Genomic DNA, 18,431 nt, shown 5'->3' with positions numbered 1-18,431 from the left:
GTTTGCCGCTGGCTGGCACGCTTGCTGCTCAAGCCCTGGGTACATCCCTGTGTGCGAGGTATCGTCAGATGAGTCAACAAGCCGTGAAATTTGCCTATTGGGTGCCCAACGTCAGTGGTGGGCTGGTGGTCAGCAAAATCGAGCAACGCACCCATTGGGGCATCGACTACAACCGCAAACTGGCGCAATTGGCCGAAGAGGCCGGCTTCGAATATGGCCTGACGCAGATTCGCTTTACCGCCGGCTACGGCGCGGAGAACCAGCATGAATCCGTGGCGTTCAGCCATGCCCTGCTGGCAGCGACCACCAAGCTCAAGGTGATTGCGGCGATTTTGCCCGGCCCCTGGCAACCGGCGCTGGCGGCCAAGCAATTGGCGACCATCGATCAACTGACCAATGGCCGTATCGCGGTGAACATCGTCAGTGGCTGGTTCAAGGGCGAGTTCCAGGCCATCGGCGAACATTGGTTGGAACACGACGAGCGCTACCGCCGCTCCGAAGAATTCATCCGTGCCTTGAAAGGCATCTGGAGCCAGGACGACTTCACCTTCAAGGGCGACTTCTATCGCTTCAACAACTACACCCTCAAGCCCAAGCCCCTGGGCCAACCGGAAGTGTTCCAGGGCGGCAGCTCGCGGGCGGCGCGGGATATGGCGGCGCGGGTGTCCGACTGGTACTTCACCAACGGCAACACCCCGGAAGGCATCAAGGCCCAGGTCGACGATATCCGCGCCAAGGCCGCCGCCAACAACCATTCGGTGAAAGTCGGCGTCAACGCCTTCGTGATCGCCCGTGATACCGAGGAAGAAGCCCGCGCCGTGCTCGCGGAAATCATCGACAAGGCCGACCCCGAGGCGGTCAACGCCTTTGGTGATGCGGCCAAACAAGCGGGCAAGGCTTCGCCGGAAGGCGAGGGCAACTGGGCCAAGTCCAGCTTCGAAGACCTGGTGCAATACAACGACGGCTTCAAGACCAACCTGATCGGCACCCCGCAGCAGATTGCCGAGCGCATCGTCGCGCTCAAGGCGGTGGGCGTCGACCTGGTGCTGGCCGGCTTCCTGCACTTCCAGGAAGAAGTGGAGTACTTCGGCAAGCGCGTATTGCCGCTGGTGCGCGAGCTGGAAGCCAAGGCTGGGATCAAGCAGGTGGCCTGAGCGTTTACCGCGTAAACACGAGCACCGCCGCGCGCAATTTGTTGTTGCCGAAGCGGCACATGCGTTCGAACTCGCCATGGCTGACCGGCAAATGCTGGCAGTCCAGGGGCTGGCGGTGCTGGCTGTGGTCCACATCCGGGTCGTGCAGGTAGACGAAGTCATCGTCGCAGTCGGTGACCATCACCCAGTGGGGCGACTTGGAGCGCGTGAGGCGGTAGCTGCTGATCAACACCAGCGGCTGCCCGCCCTCGCGTAATACCCGAGGCAAGTCCAGCGTGCCGCCGAGTACCTGCTCGACGTCGCTGCTGGCCAATTCTTCCTCGAAGGCTTCGTGCACCACGCGCATCACGTCCTTTTTATGTTGATCGCGCACGCCATCGAGAAACAGCGGCCCGCTGACATTCACCTGCATGCGCACCCGAAAACCGCGACGCCAGGCGGCCAGCGCCAGGCCCTGGGGGCTGCAGCCGCCATGGCCGGCGGTCATGAACACGGTGGTCGCTTCCCGCCAGATTTGCAGCTCTTCGCGGCGCAACGCCACGCGCGCAGGCACCAGCGCGCCCATGGCCATCAACAGGCACGCGGCGCCACAGGTGAAATCGGTGGTTTGCGGGTAATACGGCACGCTCTGCGGACGCGCGTCGTGGTGCTGGACGATGCGCTTCTCCAGGCGCAAGGCGGGGGCATGGTCTTCGTAGTAATCGTTGATCAGGGCAAAGCGTCGGTAGCCCGTGCGTTCATACAGGGCGAGGGCGCCGGGGTTGTCGGTGCGCACTTCCAGGCGCAGGTAGGCGCAGTCGTGCTCTACGGCACAGGCCTCGGCGCGGGCCAGCAGTTGTTTGCCCAGGCCCAGGCCGCGTGCGTGCGCGGCGATGGCGATGGAGTACAAACGTGCCAGCGAGGTGCCGCGATGGAACAGCAGCAGCGCATAGCCCAGTAATTGCCCGTCCTGTTCGGCCACCAGCAGTTGGCCGTGGGCGCGGCTGATCATCCACTGGAAACTGCGCGGTGACAGCCGATCGGTGGTGAAACAATGCTGTTCCAGTACGACTAATGCCGGCACATCGCCGGGGGTTGCAACGCGAAAGAAAAGAGCCATATGACCGCCGTAAAAGTTGCGTAACGAAACGGGACTTCTCTAAAAGATCGTGCTTAATAGAAAAGGTCGAGTTCTCTAAAGCGGATCAAATATTATGTCAGCGGTACAAGGTCATTGGCGTGAAGTATCCGAGCAAACTGTCGCGGCGACAATAACTTCCAAAGGTTATTTTTCTGTTTTGCCCAGAGGCGCAAGTCAAGTCGTGATCATTGTCGAGCGCAAGGAAGATTGGGCCTCTTATTTCCCCAGCGAAGACATCGTCACCGCCCAGGAATACCTGGAACACACCCGGGAAAACGAGACGGGCAAGCGCGTGCAGGTAATCAACCTGTGCCGCAGCTACAAGTACCTGGGCCACGGCTACTACTGCTCGCTGCTGGCCGAGGCGCGCGGTCACAAGGTAATTCCGTCGGTGCGTACCATCAGTGAACTGACCCGAAAGTCATTGTATGGCCTGGCGTTGGATGACTTGGATAAAACCCTCGATAAAGCCTTGAGTCATCATCTCTACAGTAATACCGAAGGCTTTACCCTGACCCTTTACTTTGGTCGAACCAATATAGAACCGTTGCAGGAATTGGCCCGTCAATTGTTTGAGGCCTTTCCGTGCCCGATCCTCTTAGTTGAATTCAGAAAGAATAACGGCTGGCACATAGAGGGGGTCAAGTCCGGTGTATTGCACAAGTTGCGCGATGACCAGGAAGATCAATTCGCCCACGCCCTCGACAACTTCAGTCGCAAGATCTGGCGCCAGCCACGCTCACGACGCATGGCCCGCTATGACCTGGCGATTCTTCACGATCCCCAGGAGCAATTGCCGCCGTCCAACGCCCGCGCCCTGGACAATTTCGTGCGGGTCGGCAAGGGGCTGGGTATCGATGTGGAGCTGATCGAGCGCAAAGACTACGCGCGCCTGGCCGAATACGACGCTTTGCTGATCCGTGAGACCACCAGTGTCGACAACCATACCTACCGCTTTGCTAAGAAAGCCGAAAGCGAAGGGTTGGTGGTGATGGATGACCCAGCGTCGATCCTGCGCTGTACGAACAAGGTCTACCTCACCGATTTGCTCAATAGCCATCAACTGGGCATGCCGGCCACCGAAATTCTGTACAAGGAGCGACCGGAGGACTTCGAACGGGTGGGCGAGCGCCTCGGCTTCCCCCTGGTGTTGAAAATCCCCGATGGGTGTTTCTCCCGAGGCGTGATCAAGGTGGAAAGCCAGGAAGCCTTGCTCAAGGCCACCGCCGAACTGTTCGAACATTCGGTCCTGCTGCTGGCCCAGGAGTTTTTCTATACCGAGTACGACTGGCGTATTGGCGTGCTCAACCGCAAGCCGATTTTTGCCTGCCAGTACTTTATGTCCAAGGGCCATTGGCAGATCTACAACCACAAGGCCATCGGTCAGGACATCAACGGCGAATGCCGTACCCTGGCGGTCCATGAGGCGCCCAAGGCGGTGGTGGAACTGGCGGTGAAGACCGCCAACCTGATCGGCGACGGCCTCTACGGCGTAGACCTCAAGCAGTCCGGCGACAAGGTGGTGGTGATCGAGGTCAACGACAACCCCAACTTGGACGCGGGTATCGAAGATGCCTACTTGCAGGACGACCTGTACAGCCTGGTGCTGGAAGAGTTTGTGCGGCGCCTGGAGTTGAAGCGTCAGGGCCAGGCCTGGTGAGTCGGGATGATCCAGCGCTTTGAACTGACCGATGGAAAACTGCGCCGCGGGGACAATGACGATGCCCCGATCCTGCTGTTCAACAACCCTGACCTGGTCGAGCGTGAGTGGCTGCGCGACCACCACAAGCTGGATGAACATGCCCTGGCCTCGGCGCTCGATCCCGACGAAGTGTCACGTATCGAATTCCACCCCGACAACCTGTTCCTGATCTGGAAGCGCCCGGAAAACTACTCCGGTGGCGGCAACCTGGTGTTCGAAGTGTCATCCTGCGGCTTGTTGTTTTCGCCTGGCCGCCTGCTGGTGATCGCCCCCGACGAAACCCCGCTGACCGGCCTGGGCAAGCGCCGGCCGCTGCATACGCCGCTCGACGTGTTGCTTGACCTGCTGCTGAACAACATCCACCACTACCTCGGCCACCTCAAGGTGATCAAGCTGGTCGCGCGGGAGTTGCAGCAACAGTTCAACGCGTCCATGAGCAACCATCACCTGATGCAGATGTTCAACCTCAGTGAAAGCCTGATCTATTACATCAACGCGCTGCACAGCAACGGCGCGGTGCTCTCGCGCCTGCGCAACCATGCCGGGAAGGAACAGTTCAGCAGCGAGATTCTGGGTCTGATCGACGACCTGATCATCGAGAACCACCAATGCTACAAACAGGCCGAGATCTATTCCAACGTGTTTTCCGGGTTGATCGACGCGCGCGGCAACCTGATGAACAACAGCATGAACAACCTACTGCGCAAGCTGACCCTGATCAACGTGGTGTTCCTGCCGCTTAACCTGATCGCCAGCATTGGCGGCATGTCGGAGTTCAGCATGATGACGGCGGGGACGCCGTGGTGGGTGTCATACCCATTGTTTTTGGCAGCGATGGGGTTGGGGGCCGGGTTGATGGTGATGGGGTTGAAGCGCATAGCGGGTGCGGCGATGTGAAGGGGGACGCTGATTCGATGGGCTTATCCGTGGTTGCGCCCTTACGGTGGACACGAGCCGGAGGCGGGCTTGAATCCGTGGGCCACGGATTCAAGCCGTCTCCGGCCAGCGCGGTTTAACGGGGGCCGAAGCAGAGCAACTGCCGTTCACGCTGTTACTGATTGCGCGTCACCCGCCAGATGGTATTGGCCAAGTCGTCCGCAATGATCAGGGCGCCTTTCGGGTCGACCGTGACGCCTACCGGGCGTCCACGGGTCTTGCCGTCGTCGCCGCGGAAGCCGGTGGCGAAGTCGATGGGCTGGCCGGCTGGCTTGCCATGGCTGAACGGCACGAAGATGACTTTGTAGCCCACCGGGTTGTCGCGGTTCCAACTGCCGTGTTCGCCCACAAATACACCCTCGGCGAATTGTTCACCCATGGCTGGGATGGAAAAGTCGACGCCCAGTGCCGCTACGTGGGAGCCGAGGCTGTAATCGGGCTTGATCGCGGCGGCCACCTTGGCCGGGTTTTGCGGTTGTGCACGCGGGTCGACGTTTTGCCCCCAGTAGCTGTAGGGCCAGCCGTAGAAGGCACCTTCGCGCACCGAGGTCAGGTAGTCGGGCACCAGGTCGGGGCCGAGTTCATCGCGTTCGTTGACCACTGTCCACAGTTGCCCGGAGTCGGGTTGGATCGTCAGGGCCGTCGGGTTGCGCAAGCCGGTGGCGTAGGGTCTGTGCGCGCCGGTGGTGGCATCGACCTGCCAGACCATTGCGCGGTCGATCTCCACTTCCATGCCGCGTTCAGTGATGTTGCTGTTGGAGCCGATGCCCACATACAGGTGGCGCCCATCGTCACTCACGGCCAGGGATTTGGTCCAGTGGTGGTTGATCTGCGCCGGCAGGTCGGTGACTTTGACCGGGGCGCCGCTGGCTTTGGTCTGGCCGTCGGTGTAGTCGAAGCGCACCAGCGCGTCCTGGTTGGCGACGTAGAGTTTACCGTCGGCAAAGGCCAGGCCGTAGGGGGCGTTGAGGTTGTCGGCGAACACGGTTTTCAGTTCATAGGTGCCGTCGCCGTCCGCATCGCGCAGCAGGGTAATGCGGTTGCCGCTCTTGACCTTGGTATTGCCCTGGGCCTTGATCACGCTGGCGATCACATCCTTGGGCTTGAGCTTGGCCGCGCTGCCGCCACGACCTTCGGCAACGAGGATGTCGCCATTGGGCAATACCAGGGTCTGGCGCGGGATGGCCAGGTCGGTGGCGATGGCGGTGACGCTGTAGCCGTCGGGCACCTTGGGCTTCTCGTTGCCCCAGGGCGTGGGTTCGGCAATCTTCATGCTGGGCAGCAGGCTGCTTTGCTGCTCCGGCAGTTTTGGGTCGGGGCCACGGGCCTGGGTGTTGTCGCCTTCGCCGCCGCAGGCACTGAGCAGCAGCGCGGCGCTTAACAGGGTGAGTGTATTGGACGCTTTCATTGGGCAGCTCCCGAGCGCAGGTTAGTCAGGCCGACCCAGGTCGCAACCACGCTCAGTACTGTCACGACCACCGACAGCACCAGGCCGGTCGGCATCATGGCGTAGGCGTCCTTGGCATGCTGGAAAGCGTTGACCAGCCCGAGTACCCAGGTCGCCAACAGCAACAGGCAATACACGGCGGGTCGGCCGACCTTGTGTTCGGCGCGCAGCAGGTTGACCAAGGCGAACAACAGGGCGAATCCACAGAACACCAACGCGCCGGCAATCAGCCAGGAGGCGAAATTGGCCCATTGAATCTGGTAGGTCTGGCCGTAGGCAATGTCACTGATCAGGGCACCGAGAAACAGCGGCACGGTACCCGCCAGCAAGGTGGCATGCAGCGGTCCGGGTGTGTGGCGATAGGCGGGGAGGGTAGTCATGTGGGAACGGCTCCTTGTAAACCAACGCCCCTGGGCGGGGCAGCGCATAGGAAATGAACGCGGTGCCTGTCAGAAAGTTCAGGGTAATTCGTGTCTAAATATGATGATTCAGCCGGAAAGCTGGCATGCTTCATGGCCTCACAAAAGGAGCCGTGCCATGCCCACCCTGCATCTGCTGTGCGGCAAGATTGCCGCCGGCAAATCTACCCTCGCCAAAGAACTGGTCGCCGAACACGCAGCGATCCTGCTCAGTGAAGACACTTGGCTGGCGCAGCTCTACCCTGGGGAGGTTCTCTCGGTGGCCGATTACCTGCGCTGTGCCCAACGCATTCGTGGCGTATTGACGCCGCTGGTGGTTGACCTGTTGAAGTCAGGGCTCAATGTCGTGCTGGATTTTCCGGCCAACACCCTCGCCAATCGAGAGTGGCTGCGTGGCCTGGCGCAGGTGGCACAGGTGCCGCATTGCCTGCATTACCTTGAGTTGGACGACGACACCTGCCGCGCTCGTCTGCACGCACGCAACGCGCGAGGCGAACATGATTTTGCGGCGACCGATGCCGAGTTTGACCTGATCACGCGGCACTTCAGCGTGCCGCGGGTGGAGGAGGGGTTGGTGATCGAGGTGCATCGCCCTTGAGTTCAGGTCTCTTGTGGCGAGCGGGCTTGCCCCGCGTTGGGCTGCGTAGCAGCCCCAAAACCAGCCTCTACAGAGTGTGTCTGATACACCGCGTTCTTCTTGACTGGGGCTGCTGCGCAGCCCAACGCGGGGCAAGCCCTAATGCCGTTCAGTTAAGGTTTTTTTGTAGGAGCGAGGGGGACGCCTAGTTCTTGCTCGCGAAGAACTCACAGACGCCGCGTTCATTCAGGAAACACGCGTTATCGTTGACGTTTTTCGCGAGCAAGAACTAGGCGTCCCCCTCGCTCCTACAGAAGGCGATGTCCGCTTAACTGAACGGCATTAGGGCAAGCCCGCTCGCCACAGGGAGATTGGTCGGGGGATGAGCACATCAAGGCGTCGTCCCCACCCAACGTCCGCGGCGCCCTAGGACTTGAACCGGCCCACCAGCCCATTCAACTCTGCCGACAAGCCGGCCAACCGCCCCGAGTCATCCTGCGCAGAATTGGCCAGGCTCTCCACCAGCCGTGCCTCGTCGTAGATCTGCTGGATATGCCGGTTGATCTCTTCGGCCACGCTGTGCTGTTCCTCGGCGGCGGCCGATATCTGCAGGTTCTGGTCGCGAATCTCGTTGACCGACAACTGGATGCCTTCAAAACTGTCCCGCGCGCTTTCGATGGACGACACACTGGCGCGGGACAGGTCCAGGCAACTGCTCATCTTCTGCGTCACTTCCTCGGTCTTGCTGCCGAGGGTACCGAGCAGTTGTTCGATCTCGCCGGTGGAGTCGGAAGTGCGCTTGGCCAGCGCCCGCACTTCGTCCGCCACCACCGCAAAGCCGCGGCCTTGATCACCCGCCCGGGCGGCTTCAATGGCCGCGTTGAGCGCCAGCAGGTTGGTCTGTTCGGCAATCGCACGGATAGTGCCAATGATCTGGTTGATGCTGCGGCTGCCGGCCTCCAGCTCGACCATGGCTTCGGACGACTCGGTCAAGCGGCGGCCGAGCCGGTTGACGTTGTCCGTGGTCATTTCGATCTGCTGCTTGCCCTCGGCCACGCGGCGATGGCCGTTCTCGGCGGACTCCGCTGCGCCGCTGCACGACCGCGCCACTTCATTGGCGGTGGCCACCATTTCATTGAATGCCGTGGACACCAGTTCGACCGCTTCCCGCTGGCGCCCGGCGGCTTCGTTCATGTTGTGCGCCACTTCGCTGTTGACCCGTGAAGCGTCCTGCAAGTTGGTCGACGCCGCGCCAATATGCTGGATCAGCTGGCGGATCGCAGCGAGGAACTTGTTGAACCAACCGGCCAGTTCAGCGGTTTCATCCTTGCCCTGCACCCGCAGTTCGTGGCGCAGGTCTCCTTCGCCCTGGGCGATGGATTGCAAGCCGGTGCTGACCTGACCGATCGGCTTGACGATCACCTTGGAGAACGCCGCGGCGATCAGGCCAAAGATCAGGACCAGCACCGCCACGATGATTGTGGTCAGGTAGGTCATGCGCGTGGCGGCGGCCATCACTTCGTTGTATTCGATCAACCCCACATAACGCCAGCCCAGGCCGGGGGAGGTCCAGATATTGGCCATGTAGCGCACGCCATCGATCACCACTTCGGTCGATCCCTGGGCGGTCTCGGCCAAATGTGCGTACGGCGCGCCAAGGTCCTTGAGCGGCTTGAAACTGTGCTTGGCATCGCGTGGGTCAACCAGGACCACGCCGTCTTCGATCAGCATCACATAGCCGCTTTCGCCCAGCTTGATACTCTTGACCAGCTCGGTGAGGTTCTTCAGCGACACACTCACCACGAATACGCCCTTGGCCTTGCCGGCGTTATCCAGTAGCGCCCGCGCGGTGCCGACCAGCGCGACGTCATCCTTGTCGTAATAGTAAGCCGGGGTGCGCACGGTCTTGCCGGGGCTGGCCATCGCCGCCTTGTACCAGGGTCGCGTGCGCGGGTCGTACTTGGCCAGTTGCGGGTCGTCGGGCCATTTGACGTAAGTGCCGTCTTCCAGGCCGATGGACAGGATCGCCGCAGAAGGATGGGTCGCGCCAAAACGCGCGAACCGTTCGATCACCTGCTGGGCCTGCGCCGGCAGGGGCTGGCTGGCGGCGTTGTCGGGTCGATAATCCTTGAGGGTGTTCACGGACGTGTATACAGGATCTGCCGCCATTTGATCGACGTTCTGCAGCGTACCCTCGAAGAATTGCCGGATATTGCCATCGATCTGGCGTATCTCACGGGTACTGCCATCGATGAACTGATCGACTGCCTGGGTTCGCGTATTCATCACGGAGATCACCGCGACCAGGCTAACCGGGATAAACGCGACAGATACAAACGCAAGGACCAGCTTATTCTTTATTTTCATCGAGACGACCATCAGCGGAGAGGGCGGCCAAATCGCCGAGACACTGCGATTTGCTTTCACCGATGTTTCGGCTCGCTTGGGTTAAAGCTTTAGGGTTTTTTGTACACAATACAATTCGAGATTGTTCTGTATCCAATTGGCAGGCGATGCGCCGAACAACGCTGCGCATCACCTGGGATATCGACGCACAAGGGACCGCTTCAGTCCGCGATGGCGTTCAACGCAGCCAGCGCCTCGTCCGGCACAGCCCATTCGCCCACCGCAAGGTTTTCATGCAAATGGGCCACCGAGGAGGTGCCCGGAATCAACAGGATATTGGGCGAGCGCCGCAACAACCACGCCAGCGCCAATTGCTTCGGTGTTACGCCCAGCCCATGCGCAACGCTGGATAAGGTCGAAGACTGAACCGGAGTAAATCCACCCAGCGGGAAGAACGGCACATAGGCAATGCCTTCCTCAGCCAGGGTGTCGATCAAGGCGTTGTCGTGTTGATGGGCGATGTTGTACAGGTTCTGCACGCAAACGAACTTGACGATGCGGCGTGCCTCGGCCACTTGGGTCGGCGTGACATTGCTGATGCCAATATGGCGTATCAACCCCTGGTGTTGCAGTTCAGCGAGGGTGTCCAACGCGGCGGCGTTCGAGCCTTCGCACGGGCCCATTGTGGAATGCATCGAACGGAAGTTGACCACGTCCAGCACCTCCAGCCCCAGGTTGCGCAAGTTGTCATGCACCGCCTGCGTCAGTTCTTCCGGGGTGGACGCCGCCAGCCATCCACCTTCAGCGTCACGACGGGCGCCGATCTTGGTGACTATCGTGAGGTCGTCCCGATAGGGATGCAGGGCCTCGTGAATCAGTTGGTTGGTGATATGCGGCCCATAAAAATCGCTGGTATCGATATGGTTGACGCCGCAGGCGACCGCCTCACGCAGCACGGCCAACGCGGCGTCGCGGTCCTTGGGAGGGCCAAATACGCCAGGGCCTGCCAATTGCATCGCGCCGTAACCCATGCGGTTGACCTCGCGGTCGCCCAGTATGAATGTCTTGCTGTTTTTCAAACCTGTCATCGGGGTCGCCCTTGCTTCAGCGGAGTAAGGCTCTAATATGAAGGATCCTTCAGATATTGGAATTCGCATTCCGTGAGCACCCTCAAAGCGTCCTTGAAGCCAAGAAAAACAGCGGTTCAGGCGCGCTCAGCCGCGACTGTCGAGGCCTTGCACACGGCAACCCTTCAGGTTTTGACCCAGCAGGGCCTGATCCGCTGCACAACCACCCGAGTGGCCGAGCGTGCCGGCATGTCGGTGGGCAGCCTCTACCAGTACTACCCGAATCGCGACGCGCTGCTCGCCGCCGTGCTGGCAAAACACCTGGAGTGGGTGGCCGAGGCGGTGGAGCAGGCATGCGCTCGCCATCGGCAGGTGCCGGTGGCTGAGATGGCCGCCGGCCTGGTCACGGCATTGGTGGCCGCCAAGTTACGCGACCAGGGCGCGTCCAAGGCCTTGTATGCCATCGCGGGCGAGCGGGGTGGTGCGGAGCTGGTTTCCCGCATCAATACGCGCATGGTGGCGGCCATCGCCGCGATGCTGGAGACCGCCCCCGACGCGCATTTCGAAGCCCCGATCCTGACCGCCGGGATTTCGCTCAGCGCGATCGTCGGCCCGGTCAGGACCTTGCTCGAAGGCAATGCCTCGCCTACGTTCGAAGCCGGTCTTGAACAGCAGACCACGCTGCTGTTGCGGGCTTATCTGCAAGCCCATGGGCGGCCCGCTGCACTTAAGGCGTAGGGCAAGTGTGAACGTGATTACGCACGGTCAGTCCGTTTGCAACGGGGCGGCCGCGGCCAGGATTTCAGCTGTCTCGATCACCCTGGCGTAGTCCATCGCCAGATTGCTCAGCGACAATGCGTGCACGTCCTCCGCCGGCCACAGGCGCCCGGCCAAGTCGGTTTGATCGAACGTGTAGCAGGCGTCCGCCGCCACGATTACCTCGAAGCCGAGGTTGCCGCCGGATCGCGCGGTGGCTTCAACCGAGTTGTTGGTGATCACCCCAACGATCACCAACTGCTTGATCGAGCGCACATGCAGCCAACGCTCCAGGCCCGTGGCGGTGAACGCATCCGGGACGTTCTTTTCCAGTACCTGTTCATGCGCCAACGGGCACAAGGCCGGCTGGAATTCACAGCCAGGCTGACCCGGCCAAAAGACCGAGTCGGGAGAGCGAGACATATGTCGGACATGGACAATGGGCCGCTGGGATCGCCGCCACGCGTTGAGCAGGTGCTGCATCTGCAACTCGGCGTGCGGGTTGTTGCGTCGCCCAAGCCTGGGATGGTTCATGCCCTGCTGCATGTCGATGATCAACAAGGCGGCGTTTGTCGCTAACGGTTCCATGGCAGCTCCTTTGACTGGCGAGAAGCGCAACATATCAGTCGATACATGGGCCATGGCAGGGATTTATTCGAAGCCCGCAGCATTTCCCATTACACTGCGGCGCAAAATTTCAGCAAGGATGCTTTGGATGCGTGTGTTATTGAGCGGTGCGTTCCTTTCCATGACCCTCTCGGCTCCCGTGATGGCCGAGCCGCGCTCATTCTCGGTCAATGACCCCAGCGGTCAATACCTGGTGGAGGTGCTGTTTCCAGAGGTGCCGCAAGACCTCCGCCAGCCGGCCCGTGCCCTGGTTACCGTGCGTGACCGGGCCACCCTCCAAACCCTGCAACAGCTGCAAACCCCTGCCGCCAATGTGCCGCTGGATCGCAATGGCAAGACAGACAGCGACCATCTGGTGGGGGCGTATGGCGTGTTGTATTTCGCCGATATCAACGCCGACGGCCGCCAGGACCTGGCTATCCGCAATGGCGAGGACGCCGAGGAGAGCCTGCAGTACCACTACGATGTGTACCTGCAAGACCCGCACAAGCCCCAATGGGTGCTGAACCGGCCATTGACGGAGCTGGCGAACGAAACCTTCGGCGGCATGTTTTCGGTGGACAAGGACGGCATCATCCATTCGCAAACCGACCGTGGCTGCTGCTGGACGCGCTCCAGCCGCCTGCAAATGCGCGAGGGTGAGTTGGTGCGACTGGATGCCTATACCCAGGAACAAGTGCCGCCCACCGAATACGGTGAAAACTCCAGCATGCCCAGCGGCTACATGCTGCGCACCACCGGTGTATTGAAGGACGGCAAGTGGCAGGAAACACCGCGCCTGGAAGGTCCCGTCAACGAAGATCCGCAGTATCTGGCCGGCACCCTCGACGGCAAGATCCCGGTGGCGCTCTGGTATCAGCAACAGGGCGCCGTGTTGATCGGTGAGCTGCGCTACACCAAGAGTGGCAGCGGCAAGCCGATCAAGTTGGTTGGCGACCAAAGCGACTATGACGACAAGCCTTTCGTCTACCTGCACGAATATACCGATGATGGTCATCAGACCGGCATTTGGCGGATCACCCGGGAAACCGTCGAGCCTTATCACTACAGCGGCACCTGGGTCAGTTCCGCCAAGGGGCAGCCGCGTGAACTGGCCATCCAGTTGCGCCCGGAAGACCGTGAACCCGAGTACGAAAAACTCAGTGACGTCGCCCGTGACCAGCGCAGCGGCCACTACCAGATGCGCGATGACTTCCTGGGCCGCGACGGTGATCTGGACCTGGAGATCCTGCCCGAGCGTGATGCCCAGGGCCGGGAGCTTGCACGATTGACCCTGACACTCAACGCCGCTGGAACCTCAAAAACCATCGCCAGCGCGCATCACACGGTTGCGATGGAAACCGAAAACCTGATTATCGTGCCGGAACCCCTGGCGTCTCGGCGCGTTGGCCCGTACCACATCCAACTGGTGAAAAACTTCGCGGTGATCGAACACAACTCGGCGCCGGACAGCCAGGATTACTTCACCGGGATGTACCGCAAGCAGCCTTGACCCGCGCGTCTTCCACCTTCTGAGGCTCAGTGACACCCAATGCCACTACCCATTCGCCTGGCGCGACTGGATGACGCGCCGTTATTGCCCGCCATCGAGCATTCTGCCGCCCAAGCCTTTCAACTGATCGATGGCTTGGGCTGGCTGGCCAGCGCAGGCACCTTGACCGTCGAGCGTCATCGGCAGTGGATCGCGCTGTCGACCTGTTGGGTGGCGGTCGATGCCAACGATCAACCTCAAGGATTTCTGTGCGCAGAACGCCAGGGCGACGACCTGCATATCCATGAGGTGTCGGTCGCTCGGTCGCTGCACGGCCAGGGCTGGGGGCGCAAGCTGGTTGAGGCGGCGATGGACGCTGCGCGCTCACAGGCACTGCGCGCAGTGACCCTGACGACGTTCAGGCAGGTGCCGTGGAATGCACCGTTCTATCGCCGCCTGGGGTTTGAGCTGCAAGCCGAGGCGTCATTGGATCAGCGCTTGGCCGGGATGTTGGCAGACGAGTACGCACACGGCTTTGAGCCCGGCAGCCGCTGCGCCATGGTGTGGCGGGTGGCCAGAGCTTGACCACCCGACGACCTTTCAGCCCGGCCCCCGACTTTGCTGGATGCGGTGGGTCACCTGTCAGCGATTGAAACGTTCAACCAGTGCATATTGGGTGGACGCGGTGCGGGTCAGCTCCTTGCTCAGGTCGGTGGATTGATGCGCCTGGACCGAGGTCTGGTCGGCCAGTGTGGCAATGGTTGTGATGTTGCGGCTGATCTCCTCGGCCACGGCGCTCTGTTCCTCGGTGGCGGCGGCGATCTGGGTGGTCATGTCGGTGATGTGGGACACCGCTTCGCTGATGCCCACCAATGCCTGGTCGGCCTCAAGCACCCAAGCCACGCCTTCCTGGGCCTGGCGATGACCGTTCTCCATGCTTTGCACGGCATTGTTGGACGACGCCTGGAGCTTGGTGATCAGCCCGTGGATCTGGGTGGTGGATTGCGAGGTGCGTTGTGCCAGCTGTCGGACTTCGTCGGCGACCACGGCAAATCCGCGCCCCATCTCGCCGGCACGGGCCGCTTCGATGGCCGCGTTGAGGGCCAGCAGGTTGGTCTGGTCGGCGATGCCTTTGATCACATCGACGACGGTGCCGATTTCATCGCTGTCCCTGGCCAGCTGCGCCACGGTGACACCCGTTTCACCGACCACCGCGGAAAGCCGCTCGATGGCTTCGCGGGTATCCCGCGCCACCTCACGGCCGCGCCCGGTCAGCAAGTTGGCTTGCTGGGTGGCATCGGCGGTGCGCTGCACATGGCTGGCGACTTCCTGGGTGGTCGCGGCCATCTGGTTGACGGCGGCCGAGACCTGCTCGGTTTCGACGCGCTGGCGGTCCAGGCCGGTGGAGCTGGCCGTGGCCAGTCGGTCGGATTGCCCGGCCAGCGCACTGAGTTGCTCGGCGCTGTCCTGCAAACGGGTCAGGCAAGTCTTCAGGCGCGCGTTCTGGCTGAGGAACGCGGTTTCCAGGCGTGCCTGGGGACCGGCTTCATCGCTGTACATCTGTGCGATCAAGGCATCGGAGGTGGATGGCTCGACGCCGACCAGCAAGCGCAGGGTCGCGCGCTGGCGCCACTGTGAGCAGAGCAGCGCCACCGGAACCGCGACGCCCACCGCCACGGCAATGGCCAGCGGCGCGCTGAGGAACAGCCCACCCACCGCGCCGGCAAGGCCGGTGGCGATATACGGCACGCAGCTCATCAAGGCCGGCGCCCAGGTGTCCAGGGCGGCCACGGCGGCTTTACCCTGGCTCAGACGCCGATACAGCGCCTGGGCACGCCGGATCTCATCGGCGGTCGGCTTGACCCTGACCGACTCGAAACCCACCACGCGGTTGCCCTCGAAAATCGGCGTGACATAGGCGTTGACCCAATAATGATCGCCGTTTTTCGAGCGATTCTTGACGATGCCCATCCACGGCAGCCCCTGCTTGAGCGCACGCCACATATGGGCAAACACGGCGGGAGGCACGTCGGGATGGCGCACGATATTCTGCGGCGCCCCGATCAGGTCGGCGCGTTCAAAACCGCTGATATCGACAAAAGCATCGTTGCAGTAAGTGATCATCCCATCCACATCGGTGGCGGAAATGAGCTTCTGCGAAGGCGCGAGGGAAATCTCGCGTTGTGTCACTGGCTGGTTATTGCGCATTCGACTACTCCCTGAATTGCTAGCAGGTCATCGGCAACCGTACAGATAAGTTGATGGTATTTCGTCTGACAAGTGCTCTGGCGTGGCTTTATACCGGTGTCGATAGCGCATCAGCCTTGCCTGTCGGCGGCCGAATGGCGAAAGCACAAGACTTAAAACGCAAATCCCGGATAATGGCGGCCAATTTGAAGTTCGCTATTTTGGTAATCCCGCATGGAAATTAAGGTCAACTTTCTCGACAACCTTCGACTTGAAGCCAAGTTCGATGACTTCACGGTGATCGCCGATCAACCGATTCGCTATAAAGGCGACGGGTCGGCGCCGGGGCCATTCGATTACTTCCTGGCCTCGTCAGCGTTGTGTGCGGCGTATTTTGTGAAGCTGTACTGCCAGACGCGCAATATCCCCACGGAAAATATCCGCCTGTCGCAGAACAACATCGTTGATCCGGAAAACCGCTACAACCAGATTTTCAAGATCCAGGTCGAGCTGCCTGCGGACATTTCCGAGAAGGACCGCCAGGGTATCCTGCGTTCCATCGACCGTTGCACCGTGAAGAAAGTGGTGCAGGCCGGGCCGGAATTCGTCATCGAAGAAGTGGACAACCTCGACGCCGATGCCCAGGCCTTGTTGATGCCCGGCAGCCCATCCGACGCGGGCACTTATATCGCGGGCAAGGACCTGCCGCTGGAGCAGACGATCGCCAATATGTCCGGGATCCTGGCCGGCCTGGGCATGAAGATCGAGATCGCCTCGTGGCGCAATATCGTGCCCAACGTCTGGTCCCTGCATATCCGTGATGCGCACTCGCCGATGTGCTTTACCAACGGCAAAGGCGCGACCAAGGAAGGCGCCCTGGCGTCGGCGTTGGGCGAGTTTATCGAGCGGCTCAACTGCAACTTCTTCTACAACGATCAGTTCTGGGGCGAGGAATTGGCCAACGCGCCGTTCGTGCATTACCCCGATGAGCGTTGGTTCCAGCCGGGGCGCAAGGATGAACTGCCGCCGGAAATCCTCGACGCCTACTGCCTGAAAATCTACAACCGCGACGGTGAGCTGCGCGGTTCCCACCTGTTCGACACCAACTCCGGCAACGAAGAACGTGGCATTGTCTCGCTGCCGTTTGTGCGCCAGTCCGATGGCGAGGTGGTGTATTTCCCGTCCAACCTGATCGAAAACCTCTACCTGAGCAATGGCATGAGTGCCGGCAATACCTTGGCCGAAGCCCAGGTGCAGTGCCTGTCGGAAATCTTCGAGCGCGCGGTCAAGCGTGAAATCATCGAAGGCGAGTTCGCGCTGCCGGACGTGCCGGCCGAGGTGCTGGCGAAGTACCCCGGTATCCTGGCCGGTATCGAAGGCCTGGAAGCCCAGGGCTTCCCGGTGCTGGTCAAGGATGCGTCGCTGGGCGGTGAATTCCCGGTGATGTGCGTGACCTTGATGAACCCGCGTACCGGAGGCGTATTCGCCTCATTCGGCGCGCACCCGAGTATGGAAGTGGCCCTGGAGCGCAGCCTCACCGAACTGCTGCAAGGCCGCAGCTTCGAAGGCTTGAACGATTTGCCGCAGCCAACCTTTGAAGGCCATGCAGTCACTGAGCCGAACAACTTTGTCGAACACTTCATTGACTCCAGCGGTGTGGTGTCGTGGCGCTTCTTCAGTGCCCAGTCGGATTACGAATTCGTCGAGTGGGACTTCTCGGGCCAGGGTGAAAACTCCAACGCCGAAGAGGCCGCGACCCTGTTCGGCATCCTCGACAATATGGGCAAGGAGTCGTACATGGCGGTGTACGAGCACCTTGGCGCCACGGCCTGCCGCATCCTGGTGCCGGACTACTCGGAAATCTACCCGGTGGACGACCTGATCTGGGACAACACCAACAAGGCCCTGTTTTTCCGCGCCGACATCCTCAACCTGCACAGCCTCAGCGATGCCGAGCTCAAGGCCCTGGCCGAGCGCCTGGTGGAGAGCGAGCTGGACGACTACACCGATATCACCACCTTGATCGGCATCGAGTTCGACGACAACACCGCTTGGGGCCAGTTGACCATCCTGGAATTGAAGCTGCTGATCTACCTCGCGTTGCAGCAGTACGAAGACGCCAAGGAACTGGTGGAAATGTTCCTGCAGTACAACGACAACACCGTCGAGCGCGGCCTGTTCTACCAGGCGGTGAACGCGGTGCTGGAGATGGAACTGGACGAAGACCTGGAACTGGCGGACTACGAGGCCAACTTCCGACGGATGTTCGGTAACGAGCGGATGGACGCCGTGATCGGCTCGGTGAATGGCAGCGTGCGTTTCTATGGCTTGACGCCGACCAGCACCAAGCTGGAAGGGCTGGACCGGCATCTACGCTTGATCGAGAGCTACAAGAAACTGCACGGCGCGCGGGCCAATATCACCTCGGCCTGACGCACTGACCTGTGTGGGAGGCGCCGCTACCTCTTCGAGATAGTGTTGTCGCGCATGCCTATGCCGTTCAGTTAAGTGCACATCGCCTTCTGTAGGAGCGAGCTTGCTCGCGAAAAACGTCAACGATAACGCGTGTTTCCTGAATCAACGCGGCGTCTGTGAGTTCTTCGCGAGCAAGCTCGCTCCTAC

General features: G+C 61.0%; 15 protein-coding genes and 1 pseudogene. 8 read left to right on the top strand and 8 right to left on the bottom strand.

The genetic code is table 11. The annotated features are described in order from the left end of the window. Positions 1-68 precede the first annotated feature (68 nt). Positions 69-1,154 carry a dimethylsulfone monooxygenase SfnG gene (gene sfnG, locus QU606_RS20880; RefSeq protein WP_024075799.1) on the top strand — a complete coding sequence of 362 codons (1,086 nt, stop codon included), beginning with the start codon at positions 69-71 and terminating at the stop codon, positions 1,152-1,154. A gap of 4 nt (positions 1,155-1,158) precedes the next feature. On the opposite strand, the gene QU606_RS20875 is transcribed toward sfnG, so the two are convergent. Continuing rightward, complete coding sequence (locus QU606_RS20875) at positions 1,159-2,253, bottom strand: peptidase C39 family protein (RefSeq protein ID WP_102625449.1); 1,095 nt, start codon at positions 2,251-2,253, stop codon at positions 1,159-1,161. A 94-nt stretch (positions 2,254-2,347) separates the two neighbouring features. On the opposite strand from QU606_RS20875, the gene QU606_RS20870 reads away from it, so the two are divergent. Then, entirely contained in the window at positions 2,348-3,934 is a 1,587-nt protein-coding gene (locus QU606_RS20870; RefSeq protein ID WP_024075797.1) for a RimK family protein, read from the top strand. A 6-nt stretch (positions 3,935-3,940) separates the two neighbouring features. Further along, complete coding sequence (locus QU606_RS20865) at positions 3,941-4,873, top strand: magnesium transporter CorA family protein (RefSeq protein WP_069075852.1); 933 nt, start codon at positions 3,941-3,943, stop codon at positions 4,871-4,873. Between the two features lie 154 nt (positions 4,874-5,027). Here QU606_RS20865 and QU606_RS20860 read toward each other — a convergent pair whose 3' ends face one another. Both QU606_RS20860 and QU606_RS20855 read right to left on the bottom strand, forming a co-directional pair. Further along, complete coding sequence (locus tag QU606_RS20860) at positions 5,028-6,320, bottom strand: sorbosone dehydrogenase family protein (protein ID WP_024075795.1); 1,293 nt, start codon at positions 6,318-6,320, stop codon at positions 5,028-5,030. Then, positions 6,317-6,739 (bottom strand): DUF2231 domain-containing protein, encoded by a 423-nt coding sequence (locus QU606_RS20855; RefSeq protein WP_024075794.1) that lies wholly within the window; start codon positions 6,737-6,739, stop codon positions 6,317-6,319. Before QU606_RS20855 ends, QU606_RS20860 begins: the two co-directional genes overlap by 4 nt. A gap of 157 nt (positions 6,740-6,896) precedes the next feature. Here QU606_RS20855 and QU606_RS20850 point away from each other — a divergent pair, with 157 nt between their 5' ends. Continuing rightward, positions 6,897-7,376 carry an ATP-binding protein gene (locus QU606_RS20850; protein WP_024075793.1) on the top strand — a complete coding sequence of 160 codons (480 nt, stop codon included), beginning with the start codon at positions 6,897-6,899 and terminating at the stop codon, positions 7,374-7,376. Positions 7,377-7,781: 405 nt separating this feature from the next. Here the strand turns inward: QU606_RS20850 and QU606_RS33080 are convergent, their stop codons facing one another. The 3 genes and pseudogenes from QU606_RS33080 to QU606_RS20840 form a co-directional block, all read right to left on the bottom strand. Next, positions 7,782-8,549 (bottom strand): methyl-accepting chemotaxis protein, encoded by a 768-nt coding sequence (locus QU606_RS33080; protein WP_370531127.1) that lies wholly within the window; start codon positions 8,547-8,549, stop codon positions 7,782-7,784. An 87-nt stretch (positions 8,550-8,636) separates the two neighbouring features. Next, positions 8,637-9,641 (bottom strand): annotated as a pseudogene (locus QU606_RS33075) (cache domain-containing protein); the annotation flags it as partial. 281 nt (positions 9,642-9,922) lie between these two features. After that, positions 9,923-10,789: an aldo/keto reductase family oxidoreductase gene (locus tag QU606_RS20840; RefSeq protein WP_304997462.1), complete on the bottom strand. Its 867-nt coding sequence runs from the start codon at positions 10,787-10,789 to the stop codon at positions 9,923-9,925. A gap of 72 nt (positions 10,790-10,861) precedes the next feature. On the opposite strand from QU606_RS20840, the gene QU606_RS20835 reads away from it, so the two are divergent. Continuing rightward, on the top strand, positions 10,862-11,506 hold the full coding sequence (locus QU606_RS20835) for a TetR/AcrR family transcriptional regulator (RefSeq protein WP_304997461.1): 645 nt from the start codon (positions 10,862-10,864) through the stop codon (positions 11,504-11,506). A 27-nt stretch (positions 11,507-11,533) separates the two neighbouring features. Here the strand turns inward: QU606_RS20835 and QU606_RS20830 are convergent, their stop codons facing one another. After that, on the bottom strand, positions 11,534-12,112 hold the full coding sequence (locus tag QU606_RS20830) for a cysteine hydrolase family protein (protein WP_102623464.1): 579 nt from the start codon (positions 12,110-12,112) through the stop codon (positions 11,534-11,536). Between the two features lie 127 nt (positions 12,113-12,239). Between QU606_RS20830 and QU606_RS20825 the strand changes: the two genes are divergently transcribed. Both QU606_RS20825 and QU606_RS20820 read left to right on the top strand, forming a co-directional pair. Continuing rightward, positions 12,240-13,643, top strand: a complete 1,404-nt coding sequence (locus QU606_RS20825) for a hypothetical protein (protein ID WP_304997460.1) — start codon at positions 12,240-12,242, stop codon at positions 13,641-13,643. A gap of 39 nt (positions 13,644-13,682) precedes the next feature. Beyond that, positions 13,683-14,207 carry a GNAT family N-acetyltransferase gene (locus QU606_RS20820; protein ID WP_024075787.1) on the top strand — a complete coding sequence of 175 codons (525 nt, stop codon included), beginning with the start codon at positions 13,683-13,685 and terminating at the stop codon, positions 14,205-14,207. 57 nt (positions 14,208-14,264) lie between these two features. On the opposite strand, the gene QU606_RS20815 is transcribed toward QU606_RS20820, so the two are convergent. Beyond that, complete coding sequence (locus QU606_RS20815; protein ID WP_370531126.1) at positions 14,265-15,746, bottom strand: PAS domain-containing methyl-accepting chemotaxis protein; 1,482 nt, start codon at positions 15,744-15,746, stop codon at positions 14,265-14,267. 297 nt (positions 15,747-16,043) lie between these two features. Here QU606_RS20815 and QU606_RS20810 point away from each other — a divergent pair, with 297 nt between their 5' ends. Beyond that, positions 16,044-18,242: an OsmC domain/YcaO domain-containing protein gene (locus QU606_RS20810; RefSeq protein WP_069076254.1), complete on the top strand. Its 2,199-nt coding sequence runs from the start codon at positions 16,044-16,046 to the stop codon at positions 18,240-18,242. Positions 18,243-18,431 lie beyond the last annotated feature (189 nt).

It is taken from the genome of Pseudomonas sp. OVF7 (assembly GCF_030644265.1).
Taxonomy (GTDB): Bacteria; Pseudomonadota; Gammaproteobacteria; order Pseudomonadales; family Pseudomonadaceae; genus Aquipseudomonas; species Aquipseudomonas gorinensis.
The sequence above is the reverse complement of the archived record's forward strand: the minus strand, read 5'-3'. Positions and strand labels throughout refer to the sequence as shown.